The organism is Shewanella sp. HL-SH2, assembly GCF_051164935.1.
In the GTDB taxonomy this organism is placed as follows: domain Bacteria; phylum Pseudomonadota; class Gammaproteobacteria; order Enterobacterales; family Shewanellaceae; genus Shewanella; species Shewanella glacialimarina.
In genome coordinates this window covers 979,571-1,004,584 of sequence record NZ_CP195035.1, presented here as the reverse complement: position 1 = coordinate 1,004,584, position 25,014 = coordinate 979,571, and the positions used below count along the sequence as shown (strand labels likewise).

The following is a 25,014-nucleotide window of genomic DNA, read 5'->3' as shown; positions in this document are numbered from 1 at the left end:
CGCTTTTAATTTAAAATAAACCCCATATAATTCACTTAACTATTACCTTTAATAGCAATTAATCCAGAGCAATGAAACTATTGCAGCCACTAGGAGTTATCTATGGAATACAACACCTCAGAACTGTGCGACATGTATATCGATGTGGTCGACGTTGTCGAGCCTATGTTCAGTAATTATGGTGGTTGCAGCTCTTTCGGCGGCTCTATAAGCACCATTAAATGTTTTGAAGATAACGGTTTAATTGCTGAAGCCTTACAGGAAGATGGCGAAGGAAAAGTATTGTTAGTAGATGGTGGCGGATCATTACGCCGTGCACTACTAGATGCTAGTATTGCTGAAATTGCTGTAGCCAACAATTGGGAAGGTATTATCATTTACGGTACTGTCCGTGATGTTGATGCGCTAGAAGAGCTAGATATTGGTATTCAAGCGATTGCTTCTATTCCTGTGGGTGCCGATAGTAATGGCATTGGCGAAGTTGAAGTGCCAGTGAACTTTGGCGGTGTGACCTTCTTACCTGGCGACCATATTTATGCCGATAACACTGGGGTGATTTTATCTCCAGAACCTTTGGATATTGATTAATCATTCCAATAATAAAAAGCCAGCATTGCTGGCTTTTTTTGTTTTATACTCACCGTGTTTACCCTTGCAAACTTAGCAGCTTCTGTTCCGTATCATAAACTCATTAAAGGTGTATTTATGCTCACGTCATTCCATGCAACCGATCTTCAATCCTTACTGAATTGTCGTACAGGTGAAACAAAACTTGGGCAGCAATTTCAGCTATTGCCGCTTGAAGGAAATCAAGATGGTGATATTTCAATAGCACTTGCACATGCTGCTACACAAGGGGTTAAGTTCGCCATTATTGGCATTAGTGAAGACATTGGACCCCGGGCTAATTTAGGCCGCGGCGGATCACATGATGCCTTTACGGCAAGTATCAGCCAGCTTGCCAACTTACAGTCAAACCGCTTTTTTAGCGGTAAACAATGCATGATTGTGGGTCAAATTAGCCTAGATCAAGTTGTTGACGCTAACGCTGATATCGCCACATTACGCCAAGCAACGGCAGATCTTGACGATCAGGTTATAGCAGTATTAACCCAAGTGTTTGCCGCAGGGTTAGAGCCGATTGTGATTGGTGGTGGACATAATAATGCCTATGGCCTGTTAACTGCCGCTAAACAAACCTTTAATCAACCAATGGCCGCTGTCAACCTTGACCCACACAGTGATTTTAGGCCGCGAGAAGGTCGGCACAGTGGCAATGGATTTAGTTATGCTGCGGCTAATGGTTCACTCGACTACTACCATATTCTAGGATTACACGAACTTAAAAATAGCGAAGCAACCTTAGAGCAGCTCAGCTTATTTGGAGCCAGTTGGCACAGTTTTCAGCAAATATGGGTACACCGCGAAATAAGCTTAGATCAAGCCCTTAAAGATATCTGTCGCGAGTTAAATAACACGGGGTTACCTGTGGGCCTTGAGCTTGACGTTGATGCTATCGCTAAAATGCCCAGTAGCGCATCAACGTTTGCAGGGGTCCCCCTTTTAGACGCTTGTCATTACGTTTACCGTGTCGCCAAACAATGTGATTGCGCCTATCTACATTTAGCAGAAGCTGCGCCGCAGTGCCATGAGGCTGGAGTAACGGCGGGATACCGTGATGTAGGCCAAGGCATAAGCGAGCTTATTTATAGCTACATTCAAGGTCGAATGAGCAAACTGGGCTAACATGGATGAAAGATGTTGTAAAAAACAAGTTCGAATTAACAGCACAAACACCAGCAGAGTAGATTTTTATCGTTAAATTATGCTCTAATGCGGGGCAAATTTATGCTTCACTTTACTGAAGTTAATATCTCGATTTAACCTTAGCCAAATCAAGCTAACGCCAATGATCAAGTTTGGCTTAAGCACGTATCATTTATTATCGACTTGATTGTTATCACACTCTGGCGCTTAGGTGATGTTACAAGCTGCAACGATGGCATAAACTGGCACTTAATTATCGCACATTATAGGAATATACCCATGTCTGAGGGCGAATCAAAAAACACCCACTTTGGCTACAAAACCGTAGAGGCTGAAAAGAAAGCCGATCTTGTTGCGGATGTATTTCATTCTGTTGCGGCAAAATACGACATCATGAACGATGTGATGTCATTTGGTGTTCACCGTTTTTGGAAACGTCACACTATTGAAGTAGCCGCGGCTCGCCCAGGTATGAAAATATTAGATTTAGCCGGTGGCACAGGTGATTTAACCGCTAAGTTTTCTCATCTTGTAGGTGACTCGGGTCAAGTCGTTTTAGCCGACATTAATGATTCTATGCTTAAGGTTGGCCGCACTAAGCTACGTGATAAGGGTATTGTCAATAACGTCAAATACGTACAAGCTAATGCTGAAGCCTTGCCGTTTCCTGATAACTATTTTGACATTATCACCATCGCATTCGGTTTACGTAACGTAACCGACAAAGATGCGGCGCTGCGCTCTATGCAACGAGTTTTAAAACCAGGCGGCAAGTTGCTGGTGTTAGAATTTTCAAAACCACAACATGAAATTATGCGTAAGGTTTATGATCTTTACAGCTTTAAAGTACTGCCTAAAATGGGCGCGTTAATCACTAAAGACGCAGATAGCTATGAATACTTAGCCGAATCAATTCGTATGCATCCCGACCAAGAAACCTTAAAGCAAATGATGATTGATGCGGGTTTAGAACAAGTGGATTACACCAACATGACTGACGGTGTTGTCGCATTGCACAGAGGTTATAAGTTTTAATGAGCGTCAACCACTTAGCCTTGTTAACGTGCGCAGCGATTGAGTCAGGCTTTGCCAAGCTGCCTGCTCAAGCGCAGCAAGATTACGCTCGTTTAAAACCCTTACACGGTAAAGTGTTTTGCATACAACTATCACAATTGTCCTGGCCGATTTACATTATTTTTGCCAAGCAAATTCAAGTAATGAGCCATTTTGAAGGCGAGATAGCTGTCACCGTAAAAGCGGATGCATCGACCTTGTACCAACTCCGTGAAGGTGCCAACCTCACCGAGTTAATTAAACAAGATAAGCTCAGTATTGAAGGTGACATTCAGTTATTGCAAACTTTCAGTCACTACATGCAAAACATCGAATTTGACTTTGCCGAACCACTATCACGATACATTGGTGACGCACCGGCGCATAAATTATTCACCACCACCCAGCATATAAGCAAAGATATCAAGTCCGTGCTGGTAAAAACTCGTGCTCATCTAGGGCAATTAACCACCGAAGAATACCGCCTTGCACCGCATAAAATCGAATTCCTGCACTTTCGTGATAATCTGCAACAACTTGTCACGCAAACTGAATATATCGATACACGTATTGCCCAACTAAGAGACAAAATAACCTCATGACAATTGCTAGTATCAGGCGCGGTTATCAAGTCATTAAAACCGTACTTCACTTCGGCCTTGATGATTTATTACCTAAAAATAAAAAGCCATGGTACTTCAAATTACTGCGCGCTTGTTTCTTCTGGTTAGGTAACCGTCATAAAAATAAACAACCCGCTGAGCGCTTAAAGCTGGCGATGCAAGAGCTGGGGCCTGTTTATATAAAACTAGGTCAAATGCTATCCACACGTCGAGACTTATTAGACGATGAGTGGGCTTATCAGTTGGCAATGCTGCAAGATCGCGTCCCGCCATTTGACTCTGCTTTAGCGCGTATTTCGATTGAAGCAGCCTTAGGTGAACCGATTGAAAACCTGTTTGATAATTTTGAAGACACGCCACTAGCCAGCGCATCGATTTCTCAAGTCCACACAGCCACCTTAAAATCAAATGGTAAAGAAGTCGTACTGAAAGTATTACGTCCCAATGTTGAAGCCAATATCAATGCCGATATTCAGCTAATGATGCTAGCGGCAAATACATTAGATCGTATTTTAGGGGAAGGAAATCGTCTGCGCCCTGCTGAAGTGATAGAAGATTATCGCACCACAATTCTGGGCGAATTAAACCTCAAACTCGAAGCGTTGAATGCCACCAAACTCAGAAACAATTTTTTAGACTCAGACTCGCTTTATGTCCCTTATGTCTATGAAGAACATTGCTATCAAAGACTCATGGTAATGGAACGTGTTTACGGCATTCCAGTTTCTGATACCGAGGCTTTACGTGCCCAGGGGACTAATTTTAAGTTGCTGGCTGAGCGTGGCGTAGAGTTGTTTTTTACTCAGGTGTTTAGGGATAACTTTTTCCATGCGGACATGCATCCCGGCAATATTTTCATCAGTACCGAACACCCTGAAAACCCCTATTATATAGGCTTAGACTGCGGCATTATGGGCACATTAACCGAAGTAGATAAGCGCTATCTTGCGGAAAACTTTTTAGCCTTTTTTAATCGAGATTATCATCGCATTGCCCAGCTTTACATTGAATCTGGTTGGGTGTCTGAAAACACTGACGTATTAGCGTTTGAGCAAGCGGTAAAAGTAGTCTGCGAGCCTATGTTTAATAAACCACTGGATGAGATCTCATTTGGTCATGTGTTATTAGCGCTGTTCCGTACCGCACGTCACTTTGATATTGTGGTACAACCTCAGTTAGTGCTGCTTGAAAAAACCTTGCTGTACATCGAAGGTTTAGGCCGTCAGCTTTATCCTCAATTGGACTTATGGCAAACAGCTAAGCCATTTTTAGAAAACTGGATGGCAGAACAAGTCGGCCCTAAAGCCATGTTTAACAAAGTGAAAACTAACGCACCTTATTGGGCAGAGATGCTGCCTGAGTTGCCTGAGCTGATATATGACAACCTCAAAGTAGGTCGAAAATTATTAGGCACACAACAGCAAATGCTTGATAAGTACTTACGTTATCAGCAGAAATCTCATAAAAGTAATTACCTGCTTATCACCTCTGCCGTTTTGTTGATCTGTGGCACAATATTATTCACCCAAAGCGCTACACTATGGCCAGCTTATACTTGTATCGGTACTGGCAGTGCTTTATGGATAGCAGGATGGCGATCTAGGCCAAAGAACCGTAAATTTTAGCTAGCACTAATTTATTAGAAGTTCATAATACTTACATAATTTGACCTTATAATGGTTTTTTAAGTTTTGTGAAACAAGACACCATTTTATATTTTAAAGAGGAAATTCCATGGGCGGCATCAGTATTTGGCAGCTTTTAATCGTCGCACTTATCGTAGTGTTATTATTTGGAACGAAGAAACTTCGTTCATTAGGTGGTGATTTAGGCGGTGCCGTAAAAGGCTTTAAAAACGCCATGTCATCTGAAGATGAGAAAAAGTCATTAGAAGACGCCACAGCACAAACCTCTCAACAGGCTGATGAAAAAAAGCCTGAGTCTAAGAGCAAAGAACAGGCGTAATTTATTATGTTTGACGGTATCGGCTTTATGGAGCTGCTGCTGATTGGTATTTTGGGGCTGGTTGTTCTCGGCCCCGAACGTTTACCAGTTGCAGTACGTTCAATCACTGGCTGGATCCGTGCGATTAAACGCATGGCCAATTCAGTTAAAGATGAACTTGAGCAAGAGCTTAAAATCGAGCAGTTACATGCCGATTTAAAAAAAGCAGAAAGCAAAGGTTTAAGCAATTTGTCACCTGAGCTACAGCAATCAATTGATGAATTAAAACAGGCTGCCCAATCGGTAAATCGTCCTTATCAGGTCGAAGACATTAATCCGACAAAATCACCAGCACCAGCATCAATAGCTAATGACTCAACAGTCAGTCAGCCTAGCGAAGACAAACTAGGTGATGAAACTGTTAAATCGACATCAGACACTAGCCACTCTAGCCCTAAATCAAACGGATAATTCATGTCGCAACAGCTACCGCTTATTAGCCATTTGTTAGAATTACGCACAAAATTACTTAAAGCCATTGGCAGTGTGCTACTGGTTTTTATTATTAGCGTTTATTGGGCTAATGACATTTACCATTATGTTGCCTTGCCATTAATGAAATCATTACCAGAAACTGGCAGTATGATTGCAACCGATGTTGCGGCGCCGTTTTTTGCACCTTTCAAATTAACATTAGTGTTATCATTCTTTGTCGCAATACCCTATGTGTTGTATCAAATTTGGTCTTTTGTGGCTCCGGGATTATATAAACATGAAAAGCGTTTGGTTATGCCGCTACTTGCTAGCAGTACCTTATTGTTTTATCTAGGCATCGCTTTTGCTTATTATGTTGTTTTCCCTGTCGTATTTGGATTTTTTACGAGTGTTGTGCCTGAAGGCGTGCAAGTTGCTACCGATATCAGTAGTTATTTAAGTTTTATTTTAAAGCTATTTTTTGCTTTCGGTTTAGCATTTGAAATCCCGGTAGCAGTGGTATTACTGTGCTGGGCAGGTGTAACAACACCTGATGAATTAAGAGAGAAACGTCCTTATATCGTTGTAGGGGCATTTGTTATTGGCATGATCCTTACCCCTCCTGATATCATCTCGCAAACTATGTTAGCAATTCCTATGCTACTGTTATTTGAAGGCGGTTTATTAGCTGCTAAGATGTATACTCCAAAAGACGACGAAGAAGATGTGCCAACAAATGAGCACTCTGATGGCTAATCCTTAATCCAACCAGTGATTAGTTAATAATAACAAGGAATAAATCATGCGCTTAACTTGGATTGCAGCAGCCATTATTGTGGCCTCTAACTCTGCACAAGCAAATACCGAATTAGAACAACAATTATCAATTTGTGCAATTAAAGCCGATAAGCTCGATCGCCTAGTTTGTTATGATGATTTAGCGGCTAAAATTGCACTAACACCTAAAAATAGTCATGCTGTTGCGGTCACTTTACCGTCGACTGTGGCGGCTCAGTCAGCTGTGACGACTAAAGAAACTATTATCGCGTCAACCCCTCAAGCAGTTGTTCCTGTAGCGGCAACGCCATCTTCTATGCCAGTCGATGCCTTTGGTTTTCAAAAAACCATTGAAGCAGACATAGAGAAGTTATATTTCAAAGTTGCTGAGATTAATACAAACCCTTATGGGGCATTCACTATTACGCTAACCAATGGGCAGGTCTGGAAACAAACTGAGAGTGATCGCTACAGAATCAATAAAGGGCAAACAATTTATATCGAAAAAGGCGCGTTAAGCTCATTTTTACTTGGCACAGATGATCGCAACTCAACCACTCGAGTAAAGCGGATCAAGTAAACTATTAATGATCCAGCATATCGATATTGCAGTTAATTTATTAAGTTCAAGCTTAATAGAAAACAGCAGCGACATAATAGAACAAGCGGCGAAACATCATGTTTCGCCTTTAATCGTTATTGGTTCTGACCTGGACGAAAGTGGCCAAGCCATTACCCTATGTAAGCAACATCCCCTACACGTATTTTGTACAGCAGGTGTGCACCCTCACCATGCCAGTACGTGGACGTATACCAGTGCCAATGAGTTAAAACGATTAGCCCTAGATGAAACTGTGGTTGCTATTGGTGAGTGCGGTTTAGATTATAACCGTGATTTTTCTCCGCGTGATAAACAACGACAAGCATTTGCAGCTCAACTTGAGATAGCCGCTGAACTCAACATGCCGGTTTATATGCATTGTCGCGATGCCCATGATGACTTTATCGCCATATTTAATCAGTATAAAGTCCACTTACCTAAGGCGGTATTGCATTGCTTTACCGGCAACAAATCAGAGCTCGACGCATGTTTAGCTGCTGATTTATATATTGGCATTACAGGTTGGATTTGTGATGAACGTCGCGGACAAGATTTAGCTGAGTTAGTGAAGTATATTCCCAACAACCGTTTAATGGCAGAAACTGATGCGCCTTATCTATTACCAAGAAGTATGCGCCCTAAGCCTAAATCAAGTAAAAACTTACCCCAATACTTACCTTATATTGTCGAATCAATAGCGAAACTACGCAATCAAGATTATGCTGTAGTTGCGCAACATTGTTATCAAAACAGCAGTACGTTTTTTAACTTACCTGCCAATATTACTGGTACAAAGTAATGAATAATCAGCCAATTTCAGCATTCATGCCTAGCAAACTATTTGGTTTGCTCTTTTTGGTTTTGTGCTCATTACTACTCACTCAGCAAAGTGTTGCTAACAATGAAAATTATAGTCATCAACCACCTGTTCGTCTCACAGAAAGTTCTATCACCAAAATTAATTTACATGACTGGATGTTTATTCAAACACAGAAAAACATCAGTAACTTAGCAGAACTAGAACAACAAGCACCCACCACTTGGCGTAAAATAACCCGAGAAGATACTGAACTTATTGGTGTTAAAGATCTGTGGATTAGCTTCAGTATTTTTTCGCCAATCGACTATCAAACTCGTATTATTGCCCTTGATAACCCGTTAATTGACAATATAACTCTTTATCACAAAGTGAATGGAGAATTAGTCAGCACAGCCTATATGGGGGATGCATTAACGTTTAATAACCGACCATTACAAAGTAATACTTTTCTATTCCCCTTTGATTTACAACCAGGTGAAACTCACCAGTTTTTACTCAAAATCGACACCTTAGGCAGTACCAATTTACCGTTAATTTTATGGTCACCAAATGATTTAACCCAAGAAATTGAAACCAAAAATCTCAGTTATGGCTTACAAATCGGTTTATTGGTTGCTATTGGTACTTTTAGTCTTTTTATCGCATTAACTTCTGGCTCATTTAGCTTTAGTTATTACAGTGGCTATGTATTAAGTTTAGCGTTATTAGTTGCCACCATTCATGGTGTTTCGTTCCGATATTTATGGTCAGAATGGCCCCAAGTGCAAAACATCATAGTTCCTTTTCTTATTCCCATTATTCTGGGATTTAACTTAATGTTCACTGAAAAGGTGCTACTGCTCAAATATCACAACTTACAGATGCTAAAAATTTGCCGTTTATTAGCCGCTATTGCGTTTTTGTTGGCAATAATACTGCCGTTTATTGACTATAGTATCGCGATATATGTTTTATTATTTTTCGTCGCTTTGGTATGCATTATTTTAAGCTTTATTACCATTGCCCAGGCTTGGGCAGGACAGCGTAATGCACGTTTATATGGGTTAGGGCGCGTTATACTACTTGCTAGTTGTATTATCTCTTGCCTGATGTATCTAGGTATGTTTGATATCGGCATGGCGGTGCAAACGCCCCTAATGATAGGGATAAGTATTGAAGTTATCACTATGGCTGCAGTATTAACCATTCGCTATAACGATGAGCGTAAATCTAAATTAGATATCCAACAGCAAGCATTAGAGCAGGCTGAGCGCTTAAGGCAAAACCGCGAAGAATTTTTTAAAGCTGAGACAGAAGCCAATGAACTGTTAGAGCAAATGGTCCAGGAGCGCACCTTAGAGTTAGAAGTGACTTTACGTGAACTAAATGAAGTTAATCAAAAACTCACCGAGCAGAACACTATCGATAGTCTAACGGGTGTCAAAAATCGTAGCGTATTTGATCGCAGACTGATTGCAGAGGGGCGTATCAGCCGCCGCCAACAAACGCCAATGGCACTACTAATGCTCGATATTGACAAGTTTAAGAGTATTAATGATCGCTATGGTCATTTAGCTGGCGATCATACCTTACAAATTATTGCTCACACCTTATCTGAACATGTAAAGCGCCCAACCGATCTCGTATCACGTTTTGGTGGTGAAGAGTTTGCTATTATATTGCCTAATACTGATGGAGATGGTGCAATGTTAGTGGCTGAGACAATACGCAATGCCATTGAAGTATTAGCGATAAAGTGGGATAGCCATGATATTCCGCTTACCATTAGTATCGGTATTTCTGTGGCGATTATTGATAGTGATGATCACCCAACTATTTTATTAGACCAAGCAGACAAAGCATTGTATCAAGCCAAGCGTGGTGGAAGAAATCGAGTCCGTCTTCACTCAGTAGCATCAGAAGAATCTTAACCTGGAGTAGAATGTGAATATTATTACTAGTGCTTTTCCTCAGCGCAGAATGCGCCGCATGCGTAAACATGAATTTAGTCGTCGCTTAATGGCCGAGAACCAGCTGACCGTAAATGATTTAATTTATCCGATGTTTATTCTAGAGGGAACGCAGCGCAGCGAAAAAGTGGCTTCAATGCCAGGTGTTGAACGCTTCTCTATCGATTTATTATTAAAAGAAGCCGCTGAGTTAGTTGAGCTAGGCATTCCGTTAATTGCTTTATTTCCAGTAACGCCTGCTGAGAAAAAATCATTAATGGCAGAGGAAGCTTACAATGATGATGGACTTGTGCAGCGCGCTGTTCGCGAGTTAAAAAAAGCTTTCCCGCAACTGGGTGTGATGACAGACATCGCATTAGATCCGTTCACCACCCATGGTCAAGACGGCATCATTGATGACACAGGGTACATTTTAAATGACATCACAACTGAAATTTTAGTCAAACAGGCTCTATCACATGCTGCAGCAGGTGCTGATATTGTCGCGCCGTCTGACATGATGGATGGCCGTATTGGTGAGATCCGTAAAGCGTTAGAAGCGGCTGGTCATGTTAATACCCAAATAATGGCTTACTCTGCAAAATATTCTTCTAATTATTATGGTCCTTTCCGTGATGCGGTTGGCTCTGCTGGTAATCTAAAGGGTGGCAATAAGCATAGCTACCAAATGGATCCTGCTAACAGTGATGAAGCATTGCACGAAGTTGCTTTAGATATTCAAGAAGGTGCTGACATGGTGATGGTGAAACCTGGCATGCCTTACCTTGATATAGTCTACCGTGTTAAAACAGAGTTAGCGGTACCCACTTTCGCCTACCAAGTCAGTGGTGAATATGCCATGCATATGGCCGCAATTCAAAATGGTTGGTTAGCGGAAAAAGCCATCGTAATGGAGTCATTACTTTGCTTTAAACGTGCTGGTGCTGATGGGATATTAACTTACTTTGCTAAACGTGCGGCTCAGTGGTTAAAAGACGACAAATAGATTTTATCACCTTTGATAAGCCCAGATATTCTGGGCTTTTTTATTGTCTATTCACTGCTATGCGAATATGCTTTAAGTCTCATTTTGAGCATTTAACCCATTAATTTAGTGACTAAGTTAACATCCAGCATGGTTATGACTTAACAGCTAAATCAACTCATGTTTGAATATCCCTCGCACTATTTCCTTCTGCACAGAGGCTTTATCATGCACAATAGCATTAAGACATTATTCGCCACCAGCGCACTTATTTTCAGCAGCCAAGCATTAGTGGATCCCGTTTTCGCCAACAGTGGTTGTGGATTTGAAAAAGAGTCGCAAGGGTTTAACGCAACTTGCAGTGAGGAGAAAGAAGAAGTGATCATTACCGGTATTGTTACAACTGAAACACTTGCAAAAGATTTACCAGGCTATGCTGCTGAGTACCAAGATTACGGGGTTGATGAGGCGCAAATAGCGGCATTAAAGCAAGTATCAGAACCCACTGACATAGTCGTTATTATTGGTACCTGGTGCCCGGATTGCCACCGTGAAACACCCCGCTTTATGCGTTTAATCGAAGCAGCTGCCAACCCAAACCTTAAAGTGACCTATATAGGAGTTGACCGCAGCAAGCTTGACCCTGAAGGGCTAGCAGCTAAATATGATTTCACGCGTATTCCTACCTTTATTATTGAGCAAAAAAGTCATGAAATCGGCCGTATTGTAGAGCGTCCAGAAGTGTCACTTGAAGCCGACTTAGTAAACATTTTGAAATAATGAGTTCTCGCTAAATGGCAAAAAATAGGTCGCATTATGCGACCTATTTTTATTGTTCTATCGGTTGAGCTTAGCGCTGATGGCCTAGTAACTCATGTATTAGGTACGCGTTGCTTATCCGCCAGCACTTGCAATACGCCTTCACGTAATGCGCCGCCCGCTAGATGTAATTGCTTAATTGATAATAATTCAAACAATGCCAACAGGATGGCGACACCAGATGCAAAAGTGGGTGCTTGTTCTGCCGTTAATCCTTCAATATCGGATAGAAGCAAATCTGACTGAGCTAAAATCTCATCACGTAATGATTGCAGCACAGTTAAGGTGATCACTTCAGACACTTGCCTATGTTGCAATACCGACACAACAGATTGCACAACTCCTGATGCACCCACAGCCTTGTCCCAGCCTAAGTTAGTCAGAGACTGCATGTGTTCTGATAAAATATTTTTAACGGCATCTTTTGCTTGGGAAAAATCAAGCATTTGAAAAGGCGTAGCATTGAAAAATTGTTGATTAAAAACCACCCCGCCCATGGGTACGCTGGTTTTAAATAACACTTTACGGCCCTTACCGACAATAAACTCGGTACTGGCACCACCAATATCAATCACGAGGCGTTTTTCTATGCCTGTAGTAGTTGCCACCATACCTTGATAAATTAATTCAGCTTCACGTAAACCTGAAATAACCTCTATCGGATGGCCTAATATAGGTAAAGCCTGCTGCTTAAACTCATCTGCATTAGCAATAACACGCAATGTGGCGGTAGCGATTACTGCAACATCATGCTGATTAACACGATGTTTTTTTAGCATATCTGCAAACAGAGCTAAACAATCTAACCCCCGTTGCATCACCTCATGCGACAAATAACCATCATCACCAATACCCTCTGCCAAACGCACTTTGCGCTTATACTTGGCAATAATCTGTGGCTTACCAGCCACAGTCACCGCAACCAACATATTAAAGCTATTAGAGCCTAATGTGATGGCTGCGTATGCAGGTAAGGATGATAATTGAGGCATTTACGTCGGTCTGCGAGTCCGATGACGCGATGGTGTATTACTGCTTCCACTTCGATGAGCACCTTTACTTGCACCATCACGGGTACGGGTAGTAGGGTGTTTACGATGAATACGCACTGGCGGAGGAATATCATCCAGTAATGCATCACGGTCATAATCAGATACAGGAATAGCGTGGGTAATATAGGTTTCAATACCTGGTAAATTTAATGCATATTCTTCACAGGCAAAACTGATTGAAATACCTTTAGCGCCAGCTCGACCAGTACGGCCTATACGGTGTACATAATCTTCACAATCATCAGGTAAGTCATAGTTATAAACATGCGATACATCAGAGATATGTAAACCACGGGCTGCTACATCTGTGGCGACTAAAATATCTAAATCACCGCAGGTAAACTGTTCAAGAATACGAATACGTTTCTTTTGTGGTACATCGCCTGTCAGTAACCCAACACGATGTCCATCACCTTCAAGGTATGACCATAGTTTTTCACAGCTGTGTTTAGTGTTAGAGAACACAATAGCTTTTTCTGGCCAGTCTTCTTCAATCAAAGTAAGCAATAAGCGCATTTTATCTTCCATTGAAGGATAAAAAATTTCTTCTTTGATGTTTTTAGAGGTTTTTTCAAGTGGTTCGATTTCCACTTTCTCAGGGTCATTCATATGATCATAGGCTAATTCCTGCACTTTCATTGAAAGTGTGGCAGAAAATAACATGTTCAAACGCGCTTTAGCGTCTGGCATACGACGAAATAAGAAACGAATATCTTTAATAAAGCCTAAATCGAACATACGATCGGCTTCATCTAATACCACGGCTTGAATATGATTCAGGCTAATGACACCTTGGCGAACATAATCAATAATTCGACCTGTGGTACCAATTAAAATATCAACGCCTTTATCTAATACTTCACGCTGTGTTTCATAGCTTTCACCGCCATAAACAATCCCAACTTTTAAGCCAGTATGTTTAGCCAGTAAATTGGCATCTTTAGCAATTTGAATCGCTAATTCGCGAGTTGGAGCCATGATAATGGCACGCGGTTCAGTATTTTTGCGCCCTTCTGGGGCAGCAGATGTGAGTAAGTGATTAAAAGTTGCTACTAAGAACGCCATGGTTTTGCCTGTGCCCGTTTGGGCTTGGCCGGCGATATCTTTAGTGTTTAATAAAATAGGTAATGATAAGGCTTGGATTGGGGTACAAAATTCAAAGCCGTTCTCGTTTAAGGCTGATAAAACTGCATCTTGCAGCGGAAAGTCAGCGAACTTTTTGGTAGATAAATGTGTTTGGCTCATGGCACCAGCATACTAGTTGGGGTTGCAAAAAAAGATACGATAGTTTGAAATAGCTACATTGTTTATCCGTTCATATTATATATGCAGAGTTCAAAGCACCTCACTGCACAGGCTTCTTTATTGATAAATAATTAATTATCAAATGGTTATAAAAAAGACTGGGCACTGAGAAGCTTAAAAAAAAATCACCTTAACTATTTAACAGCGGATGATGCTCTGCGTATAATGGCAAATATAAAAATTGCGGATATTTACACGGTCACTTGAAAAGCTTTTCAACTAACCCAATATACATGGTAAGCCATTAATAAACTAGCAATGGAACCAAATCTGGAGAACAACATGAGCGACAAAATAGTATACCTAAGCGACGACAGCTTCGAAAACGACGTATTAAAGTCTGACACTCCTGTGTTAGTCGATTTCTGGGCTGAGTGGTGTGGACCTTGTAAAATGATCGCGCCAATCTTAGATGACGTAGCAGAAGAGTATGCAGGTAGAGTGACTGTTGCCAAAATGAACGTTGACCAAAACAGCATTACACCTGCAAAGTTTGGCGTTCGTGGCATTCCAACCTTGCTTATGTTTAAAAGTGGCGAGTTAGCTGCAACCAAAGTTGGTGCGCTGTCTAAAACGCAATTAAAAGAGTTTATTGACGCTCAAATCTAATCTCATTTAGAGTCTAATTGCGAAATGGCACAAGTTTTATACAATTTGTGCCATTTTTGTACCTAAAATTCTGGACGTCAGCCTAATATGGTGATAAATTTACCTCAGATTTTTTCAATTTAACCTTTTCTCGCTTTTCAGTCATAAACTCTGTTCAATACCCCTACTGATTGATTGCGGTAAGCTTTGTCGCGTAACACAAGACTCCCATACATGAATTTAACAGAATTAAAAGACACGCCGATTTCAGATCTTGTTTCACTTGCAGAAAGCATGAAACTAGAAAATATGGCTCGCGCCCGTAAGCAAGATATTATCTTCTCGATTTTAAAATCACATGCCAAAAGCGGAGAAGATATCTTCGGTGGCGGTGTATTAGAAATCCTCCAAGACGGTTTTGGATTTTTAAGAAGTTCAGATGGTTCATACTTAGCCGGCCCTGACGATATCTATGTTTCACCTAGCCAAATTCGCCGCTTCAATATGCGTACTGGTGACTCCATTTTTGGTAAGATACGTCCGCCTAAAGAAGGTGAAAGATATTTTGCCCTGCTAAAAGTATCTGAAGTTAACTTCGATAAGCCAGAAAGCTCACGTAACAAAATTTTGTTTGAAAACTTAACCCCACTTCATGCTGAAGAACGTCTTCGTATGGAACGCGGTAATGGTTCAACAGAAGATATTACCTCACGCATTCTTGATCTATGTTCTCCTATCGGTAAAGGTCAACGTGGTTTGATTGTTGCGCCGCCAAAAGCGGGTAAAACATTATTACTTCAAAACATCGCCCAAAGTATTACTTATAACAACCCTGATGTGGTGTTAATGGTATTACTTATTGACGAACGCCCAGAAGAAGTGACCGAAATGCAGCGCATGGTCAAAGGCGAAGTTATTGCTTCTACCTTTGATGAGCCAGCAAGCCGTCACGTTCAAGTTGCCGAAATGGTACTTGAAAAAGCCAAGCGTTTAGTTGAACACAAAAAAGACGTAGTGATTTTACTAGACTCTATCACTCGTTTAGCCCGTGCATACAACACAGTTATTCCATCATCAGGTAAAGTGCTTACCGGTGGTGTTGATGCTAACGCACTACACCGTCCAAAGCGTTTCTTCGGTGCAGCACGTAACATCGAGCACGGCGGCAGCTTAACTATTATTGCTACCGCACTTGTTGATACTGGTTCGAAAATGGATGAAGTGATTTACGAAGAGTTTAAAGGTACAGGTAACCAAGAGTTACACCTTTCTCGTAAAGCAGCTGAAAAGCGCGTGTTCCCGGCGATTGATTTCAACCGCAGCGGTACTCGTCGCGAAGAGAAACTGACTACAGTTGAAGAACTTCAGAAGATGTGGATCTTACGTAAAATACTTCACCCAATGGATGAAGTATCAGCAATGGAATTCTTAATCGATAAGCTTGCAATGACTAAGACAAATGAAGAATTCTTCACCGCGATGAAACGCGCTAAGTCTTAAGACATACATTCTATATCTAATAAAAATGCCGCTCCCCCTAATAAAGGTTAGCGGCATTTTTGTATCTACACCTATAGCATCGAGCTATCTTTGCTTGAGTGACAGCTGCACTGATACATAGGAAATAAATCAGCACCTTTGTTATATTTTACATTCAATATTTAAAGTTCCTGATTTAACTCATTTTATATAGAAAATACTTTGAATAAATATATGCCAAAATGCTATATTTGCGGAGTCTAAAGGGATGTGACCATTTACTCTAAATATACCTATTTTTTGTACTTGATTTGTCTCTTTACATCACCTCCAACAAAAGAGATTAATATGAAAATACGGAACTTTTTTATATCAGCATTGTTGATATTTTTATCTCCATTGGGAGCATCTGCAACAAGTTTAGATGCCACAAACTCATCAACAATTTCACAAGAAAAAAATCAAACATTTCTAAAACGCAAAATAGCCATTGCACGTTTCTCCAATGAAACCCAAGCTGCAAACAGCTTTTTGGTAAATGATGCAGGTAATCGAATCGGTAAACAAGCTGCCGATATTTTAAGTGCTAGATTGGCGGACACCAACCAATTCATTATGTTTGAACGATTAGATCAAAATGAAGTCAACTCAGAAAGTATTCTCAAAGGTATTAATGAAAGTGGCGTATCGGTAGATTATTTAATTGTTGGATCAGTAAGTGAATTCGGACGTTCTGTTGAGAGTACTACAGGATTATTTTCACGTTCGAAAATGCAAAAAGCGTACGCTAAAGTCAACGTCAGATTAGTCGATGTGGAAACAGGACGTATTGTTAGCTCAGTCGAAGGCGCTGGAGAGGCGGTAACTGAAACACAAAAAAGCTTCGGAGCAGGAACATCTGCCGCTTATGATCAAAGCCTCACTGACAAAGCCTTATCACAGGCTATTTCGCAAATGATCAGTAACTTAGTTGAAAATATGATCGCAAAGCCTTGGCAATCCTTTTTCTTATCAAATGAAGATGGCACCTTAATTATTTCAGGCGGTGAGGCTCAAGGTCTATCAACAGGTTTAGAATTGATGGTCTATCAAAAAGGCAAACAAGTTAAAAATCCACAAACTGGAGGTTTGATTAGTTTACCAGGGAAACAAATCGGCAAGGTTCAAGTGCTTTCTACTTATGGTACAGATGAATTTGAACAAATTTCATTTGTGAGCTTAATTGAAGGCAATATCGGTGATGACCTTTCTCAATACTACCTATCAGACCAATAAGGAAATCAGGTTATGAGAGTATTTTTTACATTAATTTTTAGCTTACTGCTCACGGCATGTGGTGCAAATGTACAACACAAAGAAACAGGGCTTGCTCACGAGCAGCAAATAATTGTTATCGCTAAACAATTAGTGGGTAATACGATTTCAGTAGGCAAAATTGTCAATCACACTATTACTCAATCAGATTTAACCCCGTATCAAACAGGTGTTGCTGGTGCGGCTGATGCTGCTGATGAGAATAATCAGATTTTATCGATTAAGGTAGACAAAGGTACTCACGAAATTTTGATAAAAGATCTACAAGGCGCAACAATTTATGCCAAATCACTTTATTTGGCTGATGGACAAATAAGAACAATAAGACTTTAAGGAAGAAAAATGGATTCTAAAATTAAGTACTCACTAATATCCGCGGTATTTTTGATATTAAGTGGTTGTGCAGCAGTGACAGAGAGTGGCTATTACTGGGGAGGATATTCAGAAACTTATTATGACTACATTAAAAATCCTTCTGAGCAAACACTCAATAGGCACGTCGAAGAGTTGTATAAAATTGTTGACTATTCTCAGAAAAAGAACTTGAAAGTGCCCCCTGGTATTTTTGCTGAGCTTGGTTTTATCAAAGCTAAATTGGGTGCAGAGCAAGAAAGTATCGCTTTCTATCGACAAGAATCAGCACTTTATCCTGAATCTCAACCTTTTATTGAACGATTAATTGCCGATAGTAAAAAAGGAACATTATAATGCGCATCCTCTTAAGTTTACTTTTTATCCTATTTTTTACCGGCTGCACTTCAACTACAACGACTAAAGAAGCTGCTTTTCCTAGTATGTATGGTGATACTAATCGACAAACTATACTCATTGTTCCCGTAATTAACGAAACAACCGCAGCTGAAGCTGTCGACTTTTTAAATGCCACAGTTGCACAACCTTTAGCAAATAAAGGTTATTACGTATTATCTATACCTATTGTTAATCATTTATTCAAAGATGCTGGTGTTATTGATGGAAGCCAACTTAAAGGCGTACCAATGGCCAGTTATAAAGAGAAATTTGGTGCCGATTCGGTATTATTTATTAAACTAACAAACTGGGAAACTAATTACCTAGTTATTGCAGGCAATGTTACCGTGGGCATGGAATATGTGCTTATGTCTACGACGACCAACGAAATTATTTGGTCTTACAAAAATACTTTTGCAATAAATACATCCAGCTCTTCAGGTAACTTAATTGCGGATATCATCGTTACCGCGGTTTCAACCGCAGCTACAGATTATGTGCCAGTCGCAAGACAAGTTCACGAAAATGCAGTGATGACGCTTCCTGTAGGGAAATATCATCCAAAGCATTTAAAGGATGGCAATGACAAAAATGTTATACCTGCAATGGCAGAGGCTCCAAAAGCTAATTTCTAATCTTTATTGAACCTCTACCTCTGATAAAAATGCCGCTCCCCCTAATAAAGGTTAGCGGCATTTTTGTATCACTCAGTTTATCGCTAATCAATACATCAACTACAAAATCCTATTCGGGCTTGCTATCGCCATCTTACGGCGTAAGTAAGCAATCTGTTGCATATGAGGCAAATCTTTCGGGCAAGCATCTTGGCAGCCTAATAAAGTCATACAGCCAAATACCCCATCTTGATTACCGATAACATGATAAAAATCATCCGCAGTACGGGTATCGCGGCTATCTAATTCAAAGCGGGCAATTTTCATCATACCCACCGCGCCAACAAAGGTTTCACGCATTTGTTTGGTGGCGCAGGCTGACACACATACACCACACTCTACACAACGGTCGAGTTCATATAACTTGGCCGCTTCGTCTGGATCCATGGGTGTTTCGATGCGATGAATATCACTATCAAAATTATTTGGCTGTAACCACAACTGTAAACGTTCGGCCAACTCGCGCATAAACTTACCGGTGTTAACTGACAAATCGCCGATTAATTCAAACCCAGGTAATGGCATCAATATAATGTCACCTTTAGGGTAATTGGCCGTTAAAGTGCGGCAAGCCAATGTGGGCTTGCCGTTAATCACCATGGCGCAGCTGCCGCAAATGCCTGCGCGGCAGACAAAGTCAAATTGCAGTGAAGGGTCCTGTTGCTCACGAAGCATATTCAGCGCAATAAACACCGTCATACCGGGCGCTTCAGTCACTTCATAGTTAACCATTTTCGGTTTGTCGTTAGGGTCTTGTGGATCAAATCTAAAAATTGAAAAACGAATTGTTCTAGCTTGGCTCATGTTATTTATCTCCCACCATTGTTGCACTGACCACAGCACAATTTAATGTGTCTGATAAGCGCTGATTTAGCGGCATTAGCTCGTCAGGTAAGGTGAATGGCATGATTGCTGCCTGCTTGGCATATCGGTCAGCATCAATACCTAAGTTGGCAAGAATGGCGTCTATTTGCTGCTGACGCTTCTCGGTATCGGGATGCGCAATCGTATTGTTTACACCATAGCCACGATAGCCCGGTGGCAGTTCCATTTGCATCACATCAAGCGCCTCATAACTCAGTACTGGCGCTAAAGCATCGGCATCTGGCCAGGTTGATAATGTCCGGTTTAGCCAGTCTTTATCATTACGTTGTGGAAAGTCTTCACGGGAGTGAGCACCACGACTTTCGGTGCGCGCATTTGCACCGCAAGCGACAGTTAGCGCCACTTTTAGCATTCGCCTTAGGCGTAATGCTTCTACTAGCTCAGGGTTAGCATGGCGTTTTTTACACCTTAGTCCGATATTGCGTGAACGTTTAAGCAACTGACTTAACTCATCTACGGCTTGTTGTAACTCATCGCCATTTCTGAAAATACCGACGTAATCCATCATAATTTTTTGCATCGCCAGCTTAAGTTCAAAGGTATTTTCGGTGCCTTCACCATCCACTAAACCATTAATCTCATCAATTAACTCACCACCGAAACGATTAATGAGGTCAGTATCAATAACCAGATTGTTTTTCTCGCCAAAGTCAGCAACATATTTACCAATAATCATCCCGCCAACCACGGTTTCTGCTAGAGAATTCCCGCCTAAACGATTAAAACCATGCATGTCCCAACAGGCAGCCTCTCCTACGCTAAATAAGCCAGATAACTGCGGGCTTTCACCTGTTGGCGTTGTGCGTATGCCGCCCATAGAATAATGCTGAGTTGGCCTAACGGGGATCCAATCTTTTGTGGGGTCAATACCGAGAAAGTTTTCACAAATTTCTTTCACTTCGCGCAAGTTGGTTTCAATGTGTTTGCGGCCTAACAAGGTAATATCCAACCATAAATGTGGGCCATATGGGCTATCGACACCTTTGCCTTTACGCATATGCTCAGTCATGCGCCGTGACACTACATCACGTGATGCTAATTCTTTCTTTTCAGGCTCATAATCTGGCATAAAACGATAGCCGTCTTTATCGCGCAATAACCCGCCATCACCGCGACAGCCTTCTGTGGTTAAAATACCTACGGGCACAATGGCAGTAGGATGAAACTGTACCGCTTCCATATTACCTAATGTCGCCACGCCAGTTTCTAATGCCAATGCTTGGCCTATCCCATCACAAATAATGGCGTTGGTAGACACTTCATATATACGACCATAACCCCCAGTAGCTATCGTGGTTGATTTGGCAATATACGCCCTAACCTCGCCAGTAATTAAACAGCGAGCAATCACGCCTTGGCAGCGCTTGCCATCATGAATAATCTTTAGCGCTTCCATGCGTTCGTGTACAGGAATACCTAACGAAATCGCTTTATTATCGACCGCATACAGCAATGAATGCCCAGTCCCGTCTGCGGTATAGCAAGTGCGCCATTTCTTGGTGCCGCCAAAGTCACGGGCATTAATTAACCCATGCGCCTCTTCGGCTTCATTAATAGTGACCTTCTGTGCATTAACTATCACCTGGCGTTCACCTTTAGTGATGCGTGTCCAGGGTACGCCCCAATTGGCTAACTCACGTACTGCTTTAGGTGCACAATGGGCAAACATACGGGCAACGGTTTGATCGCAGCCCCAGTCAGAGCCTTTTACTGTGTCTTCAAAATGCACATCTTCATCATCGCCCATGCCTTTTATTGTGTTACCCAAACTAGCTTGCATCCCTCCCTGGGCTGCTGCTGAATGAGAGCGTTTAGCTTGAATGAGTGACAGCACTAATGTATCAAGACCGCGCTCTTTAGACGCAATAGCAACCCTTAAACCGGCTAAACCTGCACCAACCACTAATGTATCGGTATAAATTATTTGCATGTTTATTCCTTATTAAGTTGGCGCAAAAGGGATAACAGGCAACTCAAGGGTTCGCCCTATCACAATGTAAGCGACTAAACTGGCAATACCAATAATCATCAAATATACCAGCAGCACCTTGGCAAACTTAAGTAAGGCAAAACGTTGCTGTACTAATCCCCACTTCACGCAAACACGATATAAACCAAACACGGCGTGCACTAAAACGGCGGGTAAAAGTAAGATATACAGAATCCAGACATTATCGTAATAAACTCGCTCGGCAGATAAATGCGGGCCAATTTCAGGATTCATGATCATGGTAAATAGATGCACCGGCACTAAGAAAAACAATAAAAAACCTGTCACCATTTGCCAGAACCATATTTTGGTATCTTCGTGGGGTAAAAAATGCATTTGTTGCCGTAATGCTCGCCATTGACCAATTTGAGTCGGAAAGCGGCGCAAGGCAAAAATGGCATGGATCATCACCACAACTAACATAAACGCTGAAAATATCTGGGTTAATAATGGATAACCATGACCCGTTTCACTGAAAATCCCCCCTTCAAGAAATTGAGCAACCTGGTAAAAAGCTTCTTTTCCCAGCAAAATGCTGGATTCAAAATGCAAATGCGCAATAATAAATAGCCCAAGTAATGCCCCGGATAGACTTTGTAAACTGTCTGCTCTTGCAGCCCAAATTGGATGAGAAAAACCCTTAGCAGCACTCACATTATTATTTTTTGCAGGCAAGGATTGAGATTCCATAAATTGTTACATCCGGTACTGGCACAATAAGGTAACTTGACCATATCAAGTCTTTTCAAACAACATCATTGGCGATAAAACAAACCGTGACCTTGCTCACTTATTATCATGTCGGACTTAGAGGCTGATCACACTGTGTTTAAGATTGAAATTTCAAACAAACCCAATGACTTGACCAACTAACAAAACGAATTTGCGTAATTCAAACAATAACAATGATCATGTCGCGATAATTAACCGTCATCACGTTCATAATGTCACTCCAAAATCTTAACAAGATAAAATCCATACTAAGGTGCGCATCTGTAAATGGTTTGGGTATAATAGCCGCCATTAACACCACTTTTATCAAAGATTAGGAACACCCCATGGCTTGGATCCAATTGCGCATTCACACTCATCGCGACAATGCAGATATGTTAGGCGACTTATTAATGGATCAAGGTTCTGTTTCCATTACCTATGAAGATGGCCAAGACGAACCCATTTTTGAACCTAAATTAGGTGAAACTCCACTTTGGCAAGATACGGTAGTTGTTGCGTTATTTGATGCAGGCACCGATTTAGCACCCACGATTGAATTTTTAGAATCTATGCCATTTTTAGGCGCTGGTTTTAACCATAAAATTGAACAGGTAGAAGACAAAGACTGGGTACGTGAATGGATGGACAGTTTCCACCCTATTCAATTTGGTCAACGTTTATGGATTTGCCCAAGCTGGCGCCCTATTCCTGACCCAGAAGCGGTTAACGTTATTTTAGATCCTGGCTTAGCATTTGGCACAGGTACACACCCTACAACTGCATTATGTCTTGAGTGGTTGGACAGCTTAGATTTAGCTGATAAAGAAGTTATCGATTTTGGTTGTGGCTCAGGTATTTTAGCGATTGCCGCTATCAAACTCGGGGCCAAAAAAGTCACCGGTGTGGATATTGATTATCAAGCTATAGACGCCTCTACCGCTAACGCTGAACGAAATGATGTAGCAGATAAATTATCACTTTATTTACCTGAAGATCAGCCAGTGAATTTACAAGCTGATGTGCTTGTCGCCAATATTCTAGCGGGGCCGCTCAAAGAATTAGCCCCATTAATTGCTGAAAAAGTAAAAACCGGTGGTCAACTAGCCCTGTCAGGTTTATTACGCGAACAGGCTCAAGATGTATCTGACTTCTATAGCCAATGGTTTGATATGGACCCAGCGTGCCATAAAGAAGATTGGACTCGCTTAAACGGAACAAAAAAATAGTTTACTATTTAAGCAAACAGACGCGCGTATAACAAGGGTTACAATTGTTTTACACGCGTCTAGCTTATCTACTGCTTAGCTGCAACCCCCATCAGTGCTCAAAAACAAAAATATATCCCCCTAAACCGCAGATATTAAGTCAATTAATTGTCTGAGATCAAAAGTCAAGTAAAAAAGTTTTGTTTAGGTCATTTATTGACCTTTTCAAGCTGGTCAAAAAGGGCTACTATAGCGCCCCTTTGAAGAGCAAGGTGAAATCAGCAAATGCGAATTGGCCCCTATCAACTGTCTAACCAGCTGATCGTGGCACCAATGGCAGGTGTCACCGATCAAGCCTTCCGCAACCTTTGTTTACGTTATGGCGCAGCCTTAGCAGTATCTGAAATGTTGTCGTCCAATCCTGATGTTTGGGACTCGGATAAAAGCCGCATGCGCATGGCGCATTCAGGCGAAGAAGGAATACGCTCCGTACAAATTGCAGGTGCAGACCCTGATTTAATGGCTAATGCCGCTCAGTTCAACGTTGAACAAGGCGCGCATATCATTGATATCAATATGGGTTGCCCAGCAAAAAAAGTGAATAAAAAGTTAGCTGGTTCTGCATTGATGCAAAACCCCTGCTTAGTAAAAGAGATTTTACAAGCCGTGGTTAGCGCAGTGGATGTTCCGGTAACTTTAAAAATTCGCACAGGGTGGGACCCAGATAATCGTAACGGGATCCAAATAGCCCAAATTGCCCAAGATTGTGGCATTGCTTCGTTAGCGGTTCATGGCCGTACAAAGCAATGTATGTATAAAGGCTTTGCCGAATACGACACAATTAAAGCAATAAAACAGAATATCTCGATTCCGGTTGTTGCCAATGGCGATATTAACAGCCCCGAAAAAGCCAAATTTGTGCTTGATTATACGGGTGCTGATGCGGTGATGATAGGAAGAGGTGCACAAGGAAGGCCCTGGATTTTTAAAGAGATTCAGCACTACTTGGAAACAGGTACAAAGTTAGCGCCTATCGGGGCAGAAGAGCAACGCACTGTGATGCTTGAACACCTTGATAAACTTTATAATCTGTATGGCGAGTACAAAGGTGTCCGTTTTGCCAGAAAGCATATCGGATGGTACCTAAACCAGGAAGAACAACGTCAATGGCGTGCTGACTTCAACAGGCTTGAAACCGCTGTCCAACAGCATTCCTTTGTGGAATGTTATTTTGAAGAATTAGTGTAAAATTAATTAAAGAGCAGAA

General features: G+C 41.3%; 26 protein-coding genes. 21 read left to right on the top strand and 5 right to left on the bottom strand.

Annotated features, from left to right (window positions below):
- Positions 1–102: 102 nt before the first annotated feature.
- The 13 genes from rraA to ACRWP9_RS04295 all read left to right on the top strand — a co-directional run bounded on the left by rraA (position 103) and on the right by ACRWP9_RS04295 (position 11,752).
- Positions 103–588, top strand: a complete 486-nt coding sequence (rraA, locus tag ACRWP9_RS04355; protein WP_226411542.1) for a ribonuclease E activity regulator RraA — start codon at positions 103–105, stop codon at positions 586–588.
- Between the two features lie 117 nt (positions 589–705).
- Positions 706–1,746: a formimidoylglutamase gene (locus ACRWP9_RS04350; RefSeq protein WP_434928053.1), complete on the top strand. Its 1,041-nt coding sequence runs from the start codon at positions 706–708 to the stop codon at positions 1,744–1,746.
- 300 nt (positions 1,747–2,046) lie between these two features.
- On the top strand, positions 2,047–2,802 hold the full coding sequence (gene ubiE, locus ACRWP9_RS04345) for a bifunctional demethylmenaquinone methyltransferase/2-methoxy-6-polyprenyl-1,4-benzoquinol methylase UbiE (protein WP_434928051.1): 756 nt from the start codon (positions 2,047–2,049) through the stop codon (positions 2,800–2,802).
- Entirely contained in the window at positions 2,802–3,422 is a 621-nt protein-coding gene (locus ACRWP9_RS04340) for a ubiquinone biosynthesis accessory factor UbiJ (protein WP_434928050.1), read from the top strand. The genes ubiE and ACRWP9_RS04340 overlap by 1 nt, the downstream gene beginning before the upstream one ends.
- Positions 3,419–5,068 carry a ubiquinone biosynthesis regulatory protein kinase UbiB gene (ubiB, locus tag ACRWP9_RS04335; protein WP_434928048.1) on the top strand — a complete coding sequence of 550 codons (1,650 nt, stop codon included), beginning with the start codon at positions 3,419–3,421 and terminating at the stop codon, positions 5,066–5,068. The genes ACRWP9_RS04340 and ubiB overlap by 4 nt, the downstream gene beginning before the upstream one ends.
- 109 nt (positions 5,069–5,177) lie before the next feature.
- Positions 5,178–5,408, top strand: a complete 231-nt coding sequence (gene tatA, locus ACRWP9_RS04330; protein ID WP_226411552.1) for a Sec-independent protein translocase subunit TatA — start codon at positions 5,178–5,180, stop codon at positions 5,406–5,408.
- Between the two features lie 6 nt (positions 5,409–5,414).
- Entirely contained in the window at positions 5,415–5,858 is a 444-nt protein-coding gene (tatB, locus tag ACRWP9_RS04325) for a Sec-independent protein translocase protein TatB (protein ID WP_434928047.1), read from the top strand.
- A 3-nt stretch (positions 5,859–5,861) separates the two neighbouring features.
- Positions 5,862–6,617, top strand: a complete 756-nt coding sequence (gene tatC / locus ACRWP9_RS04320; RefSeq protein WP_226411556.1) for a twin-arginine translocase subunit TatC — start codon at positions 5,862–5,864, stop codon at positions 6,615–6,617.
- 46 nt (positions 6,618–6,663) lie between these two features.
- Positions 6,664–7,218 carry a hypothetical protein gene (locus ACRWP9_RS04315; protein ID WP_434928046.1) on the top strand — a complete coding sequence of 185 codons (555 nt, stop codon included), beginning with the start codon at positions 6,664–6,666 and terminating at the stop codon, positions 7,216–7,218.
- Positions 7,219–7,225: 7 nt separating this feature from the next.
- On the top strand, positions 7,226–8,038 hold the full coding sequence (locus ACRWP9_RS04310; RefSeq protein ID WP_434928045.1) for a TatD family hydrolase: 813 nt from the start codon (positions 7,226–7,228) through the stop codon (positions 8,036–8,038).
- Positions 8,038–9,969 (top strand): sensor domain-containing diguanylate cyclase, encoded by a 1,932-nt coding sequence (locus tag ACRWP9_RS04305; RefSeq protein WP_434928044.1) that lies wholly within the window; start codon positions 8,038–8,040, stop codon positions 9,967–9,969. The genes ACRWP9_RS04310 and ACRWP9_RS04305 overlap by 1 nt, the downstream gene beginning before the upstream one ends.
- Positions 9,970–9,982: 13 nt before the next feature.
- A complete protein-coding gene (gene hemB, locus ACRWP9_RS04300; protein WP_434928043.1) occupies positions 9,983–10,993 on the top strand; it encodes a porphobilinogen synthase in 1,011 nt (336 codons plus the stop codon).
- 207 nt (positions 10,994–11,200) lie between these two features.
- Entirely contained in the window at positions 11,201–11,752 is a 552-nt protein-coding gene (locus ACRWP9_RS04295) for a thioredoxin family protein (protein WP_434928042.1), read from the top strand.
- A 92-nt stretch (positions 11,753–11,844) separates the two neighbouring features.
- On the opposite strand, the gene ACRWP9_RS04290 is transcribed toward ACRWP9_RS04295, so the two are convergent.
- Together ACRWP9_RS04290 and rhlB are read right to left on the bottom strand one after the other, a co-directional pair.
- Positions 11,845–12,783 carry a Ppx/GppA phosphatase family protein gene (locus tag ACRWP9_RS04290; protein ID WP_434928040.1) on the bottom strand — a complete coding sequence of 313 codons (939 nt, stop codon included), beginning with the start codon at positions 12,781–12,783 and terminating at the stop codon, positions 11,845–11,847.
- A complete protein-coding gene (gene rhlB, locus ACRWP9_RS04285) occupies positions 12,784–14,088 on the bottom strand; it encodes an ATP-dependent RNA helicase RhlB (RefSeq protein ID WP_226411570.1) in 1,305 nt (434 codons plus the stop codon).
- A gap of 342 nt (positions 14,089–14,430) precedes the next feature.
- Between rhlB and trxA the strand changes: the two genes are divergently transcribed.
- From trxA to ACRWP9_RS04255, 6 genes are all read left to right on the top strand, one after another.
- Positions 14,431–14,757 carry a thioredoxin TrxA gene (gene trxA / locus ACRWP9_RS04280; protein ID WP_434928038.1) on the top strand — a complete coding sequence of 109 codons (327 nt, stop codon included), beginning with the start codon at positions 14,431–14,433 and terminating at the stop codon, positions 14,755–14,757.
- A gap of 213 nt (positions 14,758–14,970) precedes the next feature.
- On the top strand, positions 14,971–16,236 hold the full coding sequence (rho, locus tag ACRWP9_RS04275; protein WP_226411573.1) for a transcription termination factor Rho: 1,266 nt from the start codon (positions 14,971–14,973) through the stop codon (positions 16,234–16,236).
- A 249-nt stretch (positions 16,237–16,485) separates the two neighbouring features.
- Positions 16,486–17,490, top strand: a complete 1,005-nt coding sequence (locus tag ACRWP9_RS04270; RefSeq protein ID WP_434928037.1) for a CsgG/HfaB family protein — start codon at positions 16,486–16,488, stop codon at positions 17,488–17,490.
- A gap of 12 nt (positions 17,491–17,502) precedes the next feature.
- Positions 17,503–17,862, top strand: a complete 360-nt coding sequence (locus ACRWP9_RS04265) for a hypothetical protein (RefSeq protein WP_434928035.1) — start codon at positions 17,503–17,505, stop codon at positions 17,860–17,862.
- Between the two features lie 9 nt (positions 17,863–17,871).
- Positions 17,872–18,237: a DUF4810 domain-containing protein gene (locus ACRWP9_RS04260; protein WP_434928033.1), complete on the top strand. Its 366-nt coding sequence runs from the start codon at positions 17,872–17,874 to the stop codon at positions 18,235–18,237.
- Positions 18,237–18,914, top strand: a complete 678-nt coding sequence (locus ACRWP9_RS04255; protein ID WP_434928032.1) for a GNA1162 family protein — start codon at positions 18,237–18,239, stop codon at positions 18,912–18,914. The genes ACRWP9_RS04260 and ACRWP9_RS04255 overlap by 1 nt, the downstream gene beginning before the upstream one ends.
- 99 nt (positions 18,915–19,013) lie before the next feature.
- On the opposite strand, the gene ACRWP9_RS04250 is transcribed toward ACRWP9_RS04255, so the two are convergent.
- From ACRWP9_RS04250 to ACRWP9_RS04240, 3 genes are read right to left on the bottom strand one after another with little or no spacing between them, the layout of a single operon-like run.
- Entirely contained in the window at positions 19,014–19,757 is a 744-nt protein-coding gene (locus ACRWP9_RS04250) for a fumarate reductase iron-sulfur subunit (RefSeq protein WP_434928030.1), read from the bottom strand.
- A gap of 1 nt (position 19,758) precedes the next feature.
- Positions 19,759–21,768 (bottom strand): fumarate reductase flavoprotein subunit, encoded by a 2,010-nt coding sequence (locus ACRWP9_RS04245; RefSeq protein WP_434928029.1) that lies wholly within the window; start codon positions 21,766–21,768, stop codon positions 19,759–19,761.
- 12 nt (positions 21,769–21,780) lie between these two features.
- A complete protein-coding gene (locus ACRWP9_RS04240; protein ID WP_226411576.1) occupies positions 21,781–22,518 on the bottom strand; it encodes a fumarate reductase cytochrome b subunit in 738 nt (245 codons plus the stop codon).
- Between the two features lie 368 nt (positions 22,519–22,886).
- Between ACRWP9_RS04240 and prmA the strand changes: the two genes are divergently transcribed.
- Both prmA and dusB read left to right on the top strand, forming a co-directional pair.
- The gene (gene prmA / locus ACRWP9_RS04235) at positions 22,887–23,768 is read left to right on the top strand and encodes a 50S ribosomal protein L11 methyltransferase (protein WP_434928028.1); all 882 of its coding nucleotides are present in this window, start codon (positions 22,887–22,889) and stop codon (positions 23,766–23,768) included.
- A 264-nt stretch (positions 23,769–24,032) separates the two neighbouring features.
- Positions 24,033–24,995: a tRNA dihydrouridine synthase DusB gene (dusB, locus tag ACRWP9_RS04230; protein WP_226411578.1), complete on the top strand. Its 963-nt coding sequence runs from the start codon at positions 24,033–24,035 to the stop codon at positions 24,993–24,995.
- Positions 24,996–25,014 lie beyond the last annotated feature (19 nt).

Coding starts and splice junctions, on each gene's coding strand:
- rraA (WP_226411542.1), top strand. CDS start 103: ATGGAATACAACACCTCAGAACTGTGCGACATGTATATCGATGTGGTC.
- ACRWP9_RS04350 (WP_434928053.1), top strand. CDS start 706: ATGCTCACGTCATTCCATGCAACCGATCTTCAATCCTTACTGAATTGT.
- ubiE (WP_434928051.1), top strand. CDS start 2,047: ATGTCTGAGGGCGAATCAAAAAACACCCACTTTGGCTACAAAACCGTA.
- ACRWP9_RS04340 (WP_434928050.1), top strand. CDS start 2,802: ATGAGCGTCAACCACTTAGCCTTGTTAACGTGCGCAGCGATTGAGTCA.
- ubiB (WP_434928048.1), top strand. CDS start 3,419: ATGACAATTGCTAGTATCAGGCGCGGTTATCAAGTCATTAAAACCGTA.
- tatA (WP_226411552.1), top strand. CDS start 5,178: ATGGGCGGCATCAGTATTTGGCAGCTTTTAATCGTCGCACTTATCGTA.
- tatB (WP_434928047.1), top strand. CDS start 5,415: ATGTTTGACGGTATCGGCTTTATGGAGCTGCTGCTGATTGGTATTTTG.
- tatC (WP_226411556.1), top strand. CDS start 5,862: ATGTCGCAACAGCTACCGCTTATTAGCCATTTGTTAGAATTACGCACA.
- ACRWP9_RS04315 (WP_434928046.1), top strand. CDS start 6,664: ATGCGCTTAACTTGGATTGCAGCAGCCATTATTGTGGCCTCTAACTCT.
- ACRWP9_RS04310 (WP_434928045.1), top strand. CDS start 7,226: ATGATCCAGCATATCGATATTGCAGTTAATTTATTAAGTTCAAGCTTA.
- ACRWP9_RS04305 (WP_434928044.1), top strand. CDS start 8,038: ATGAATAATCAGCCAATTTCAGCATTCATGCCTAGCAAACTATTTGGT.
- ACRWP9_RS04295 (WP_434928042.1), top strand. CDS start 11,201: ATGCACAATAGCATTAAGACATTATTCGCCACCAGCGCACTTATTTTC.
- ACRWP9_RS04290 (WP_434928040.1), bottom strand. CDS start 12,783: ATGCCTCAATTATCATCCTTACCTGCATACGCAGCCATCACATTAGGC.
- rhlB (WP_226411570.1), bottom strand. CDS start 14,088: ATGAGCCAAACACATTTATCTACCAAAAAGTTCGCTGACTTTCCGCTG.
- trxA (WP_434928038.1), top strand. CDS start 14,431: ATGAGCGACAAAATAGTATACCTAAGCGACGACAGCTTCGAAAACGAC.
- rho (WP_226411573.1), top strand. CDS start 14,971: ATGAATTTAACAGAATTAAAAGACACGCCGATTTCAGATCTTGTTTCA.
- ACRWP9_RS04265 (WP_434928035.1), top strand. CDS start 17,503: ATGAGAGTATTTTTTACATTAATTTTTAGCTTACTGCTCACGGCATGT.
- ACRWP9_RS04260 (WP_434928033.1), top strand. CDS start 17,872: ATGGATTCTAAAATTAAGTACTCACTAATATCCGCGGTATTTTTGATA.
- ACRWP9_RS04255 (WP_434928032.1), top strand. CDS start 18,237: ATGCGCATCCTCTTAAGTTTACTTTTTATCCTATTTTTTACCGGCTGC.
- ACRWP9_RS04250 (WP_434928030.1), bottom strand. CDS start 19,757: ATGAGCCAAGCTAGAACAATTCGTTTTTCAATTTTTAGATTTGATCCA.
- ACRWP9_RS04245 (WP_434928029.1), bottom strand. CDS start 21,768: ATGCAAATAATTTATACCGATACATTAGTGGTTGGTGCAGGTTTAGCC.
- ACRWP9_RS04240 (WP_226411576.1), bottom strand. CDS start 22,518: ATGGAATCTCAATCCTTGCCTGCAAAAAATAATAATGTGAGTGCTGCT.
- prmA (WP_434928028.1), top strand. CDS start 22,887: ATGGCTTGGATCCAATTGCGCATTCACACTCATCGCGACAATGCAGAT.
- dusB (WP_226411578.1), top strand. CDS start 24,033: ATGCGAATTGGCCCCTATCAACTGTCTAACCAGCTGATCGTGGCACCA.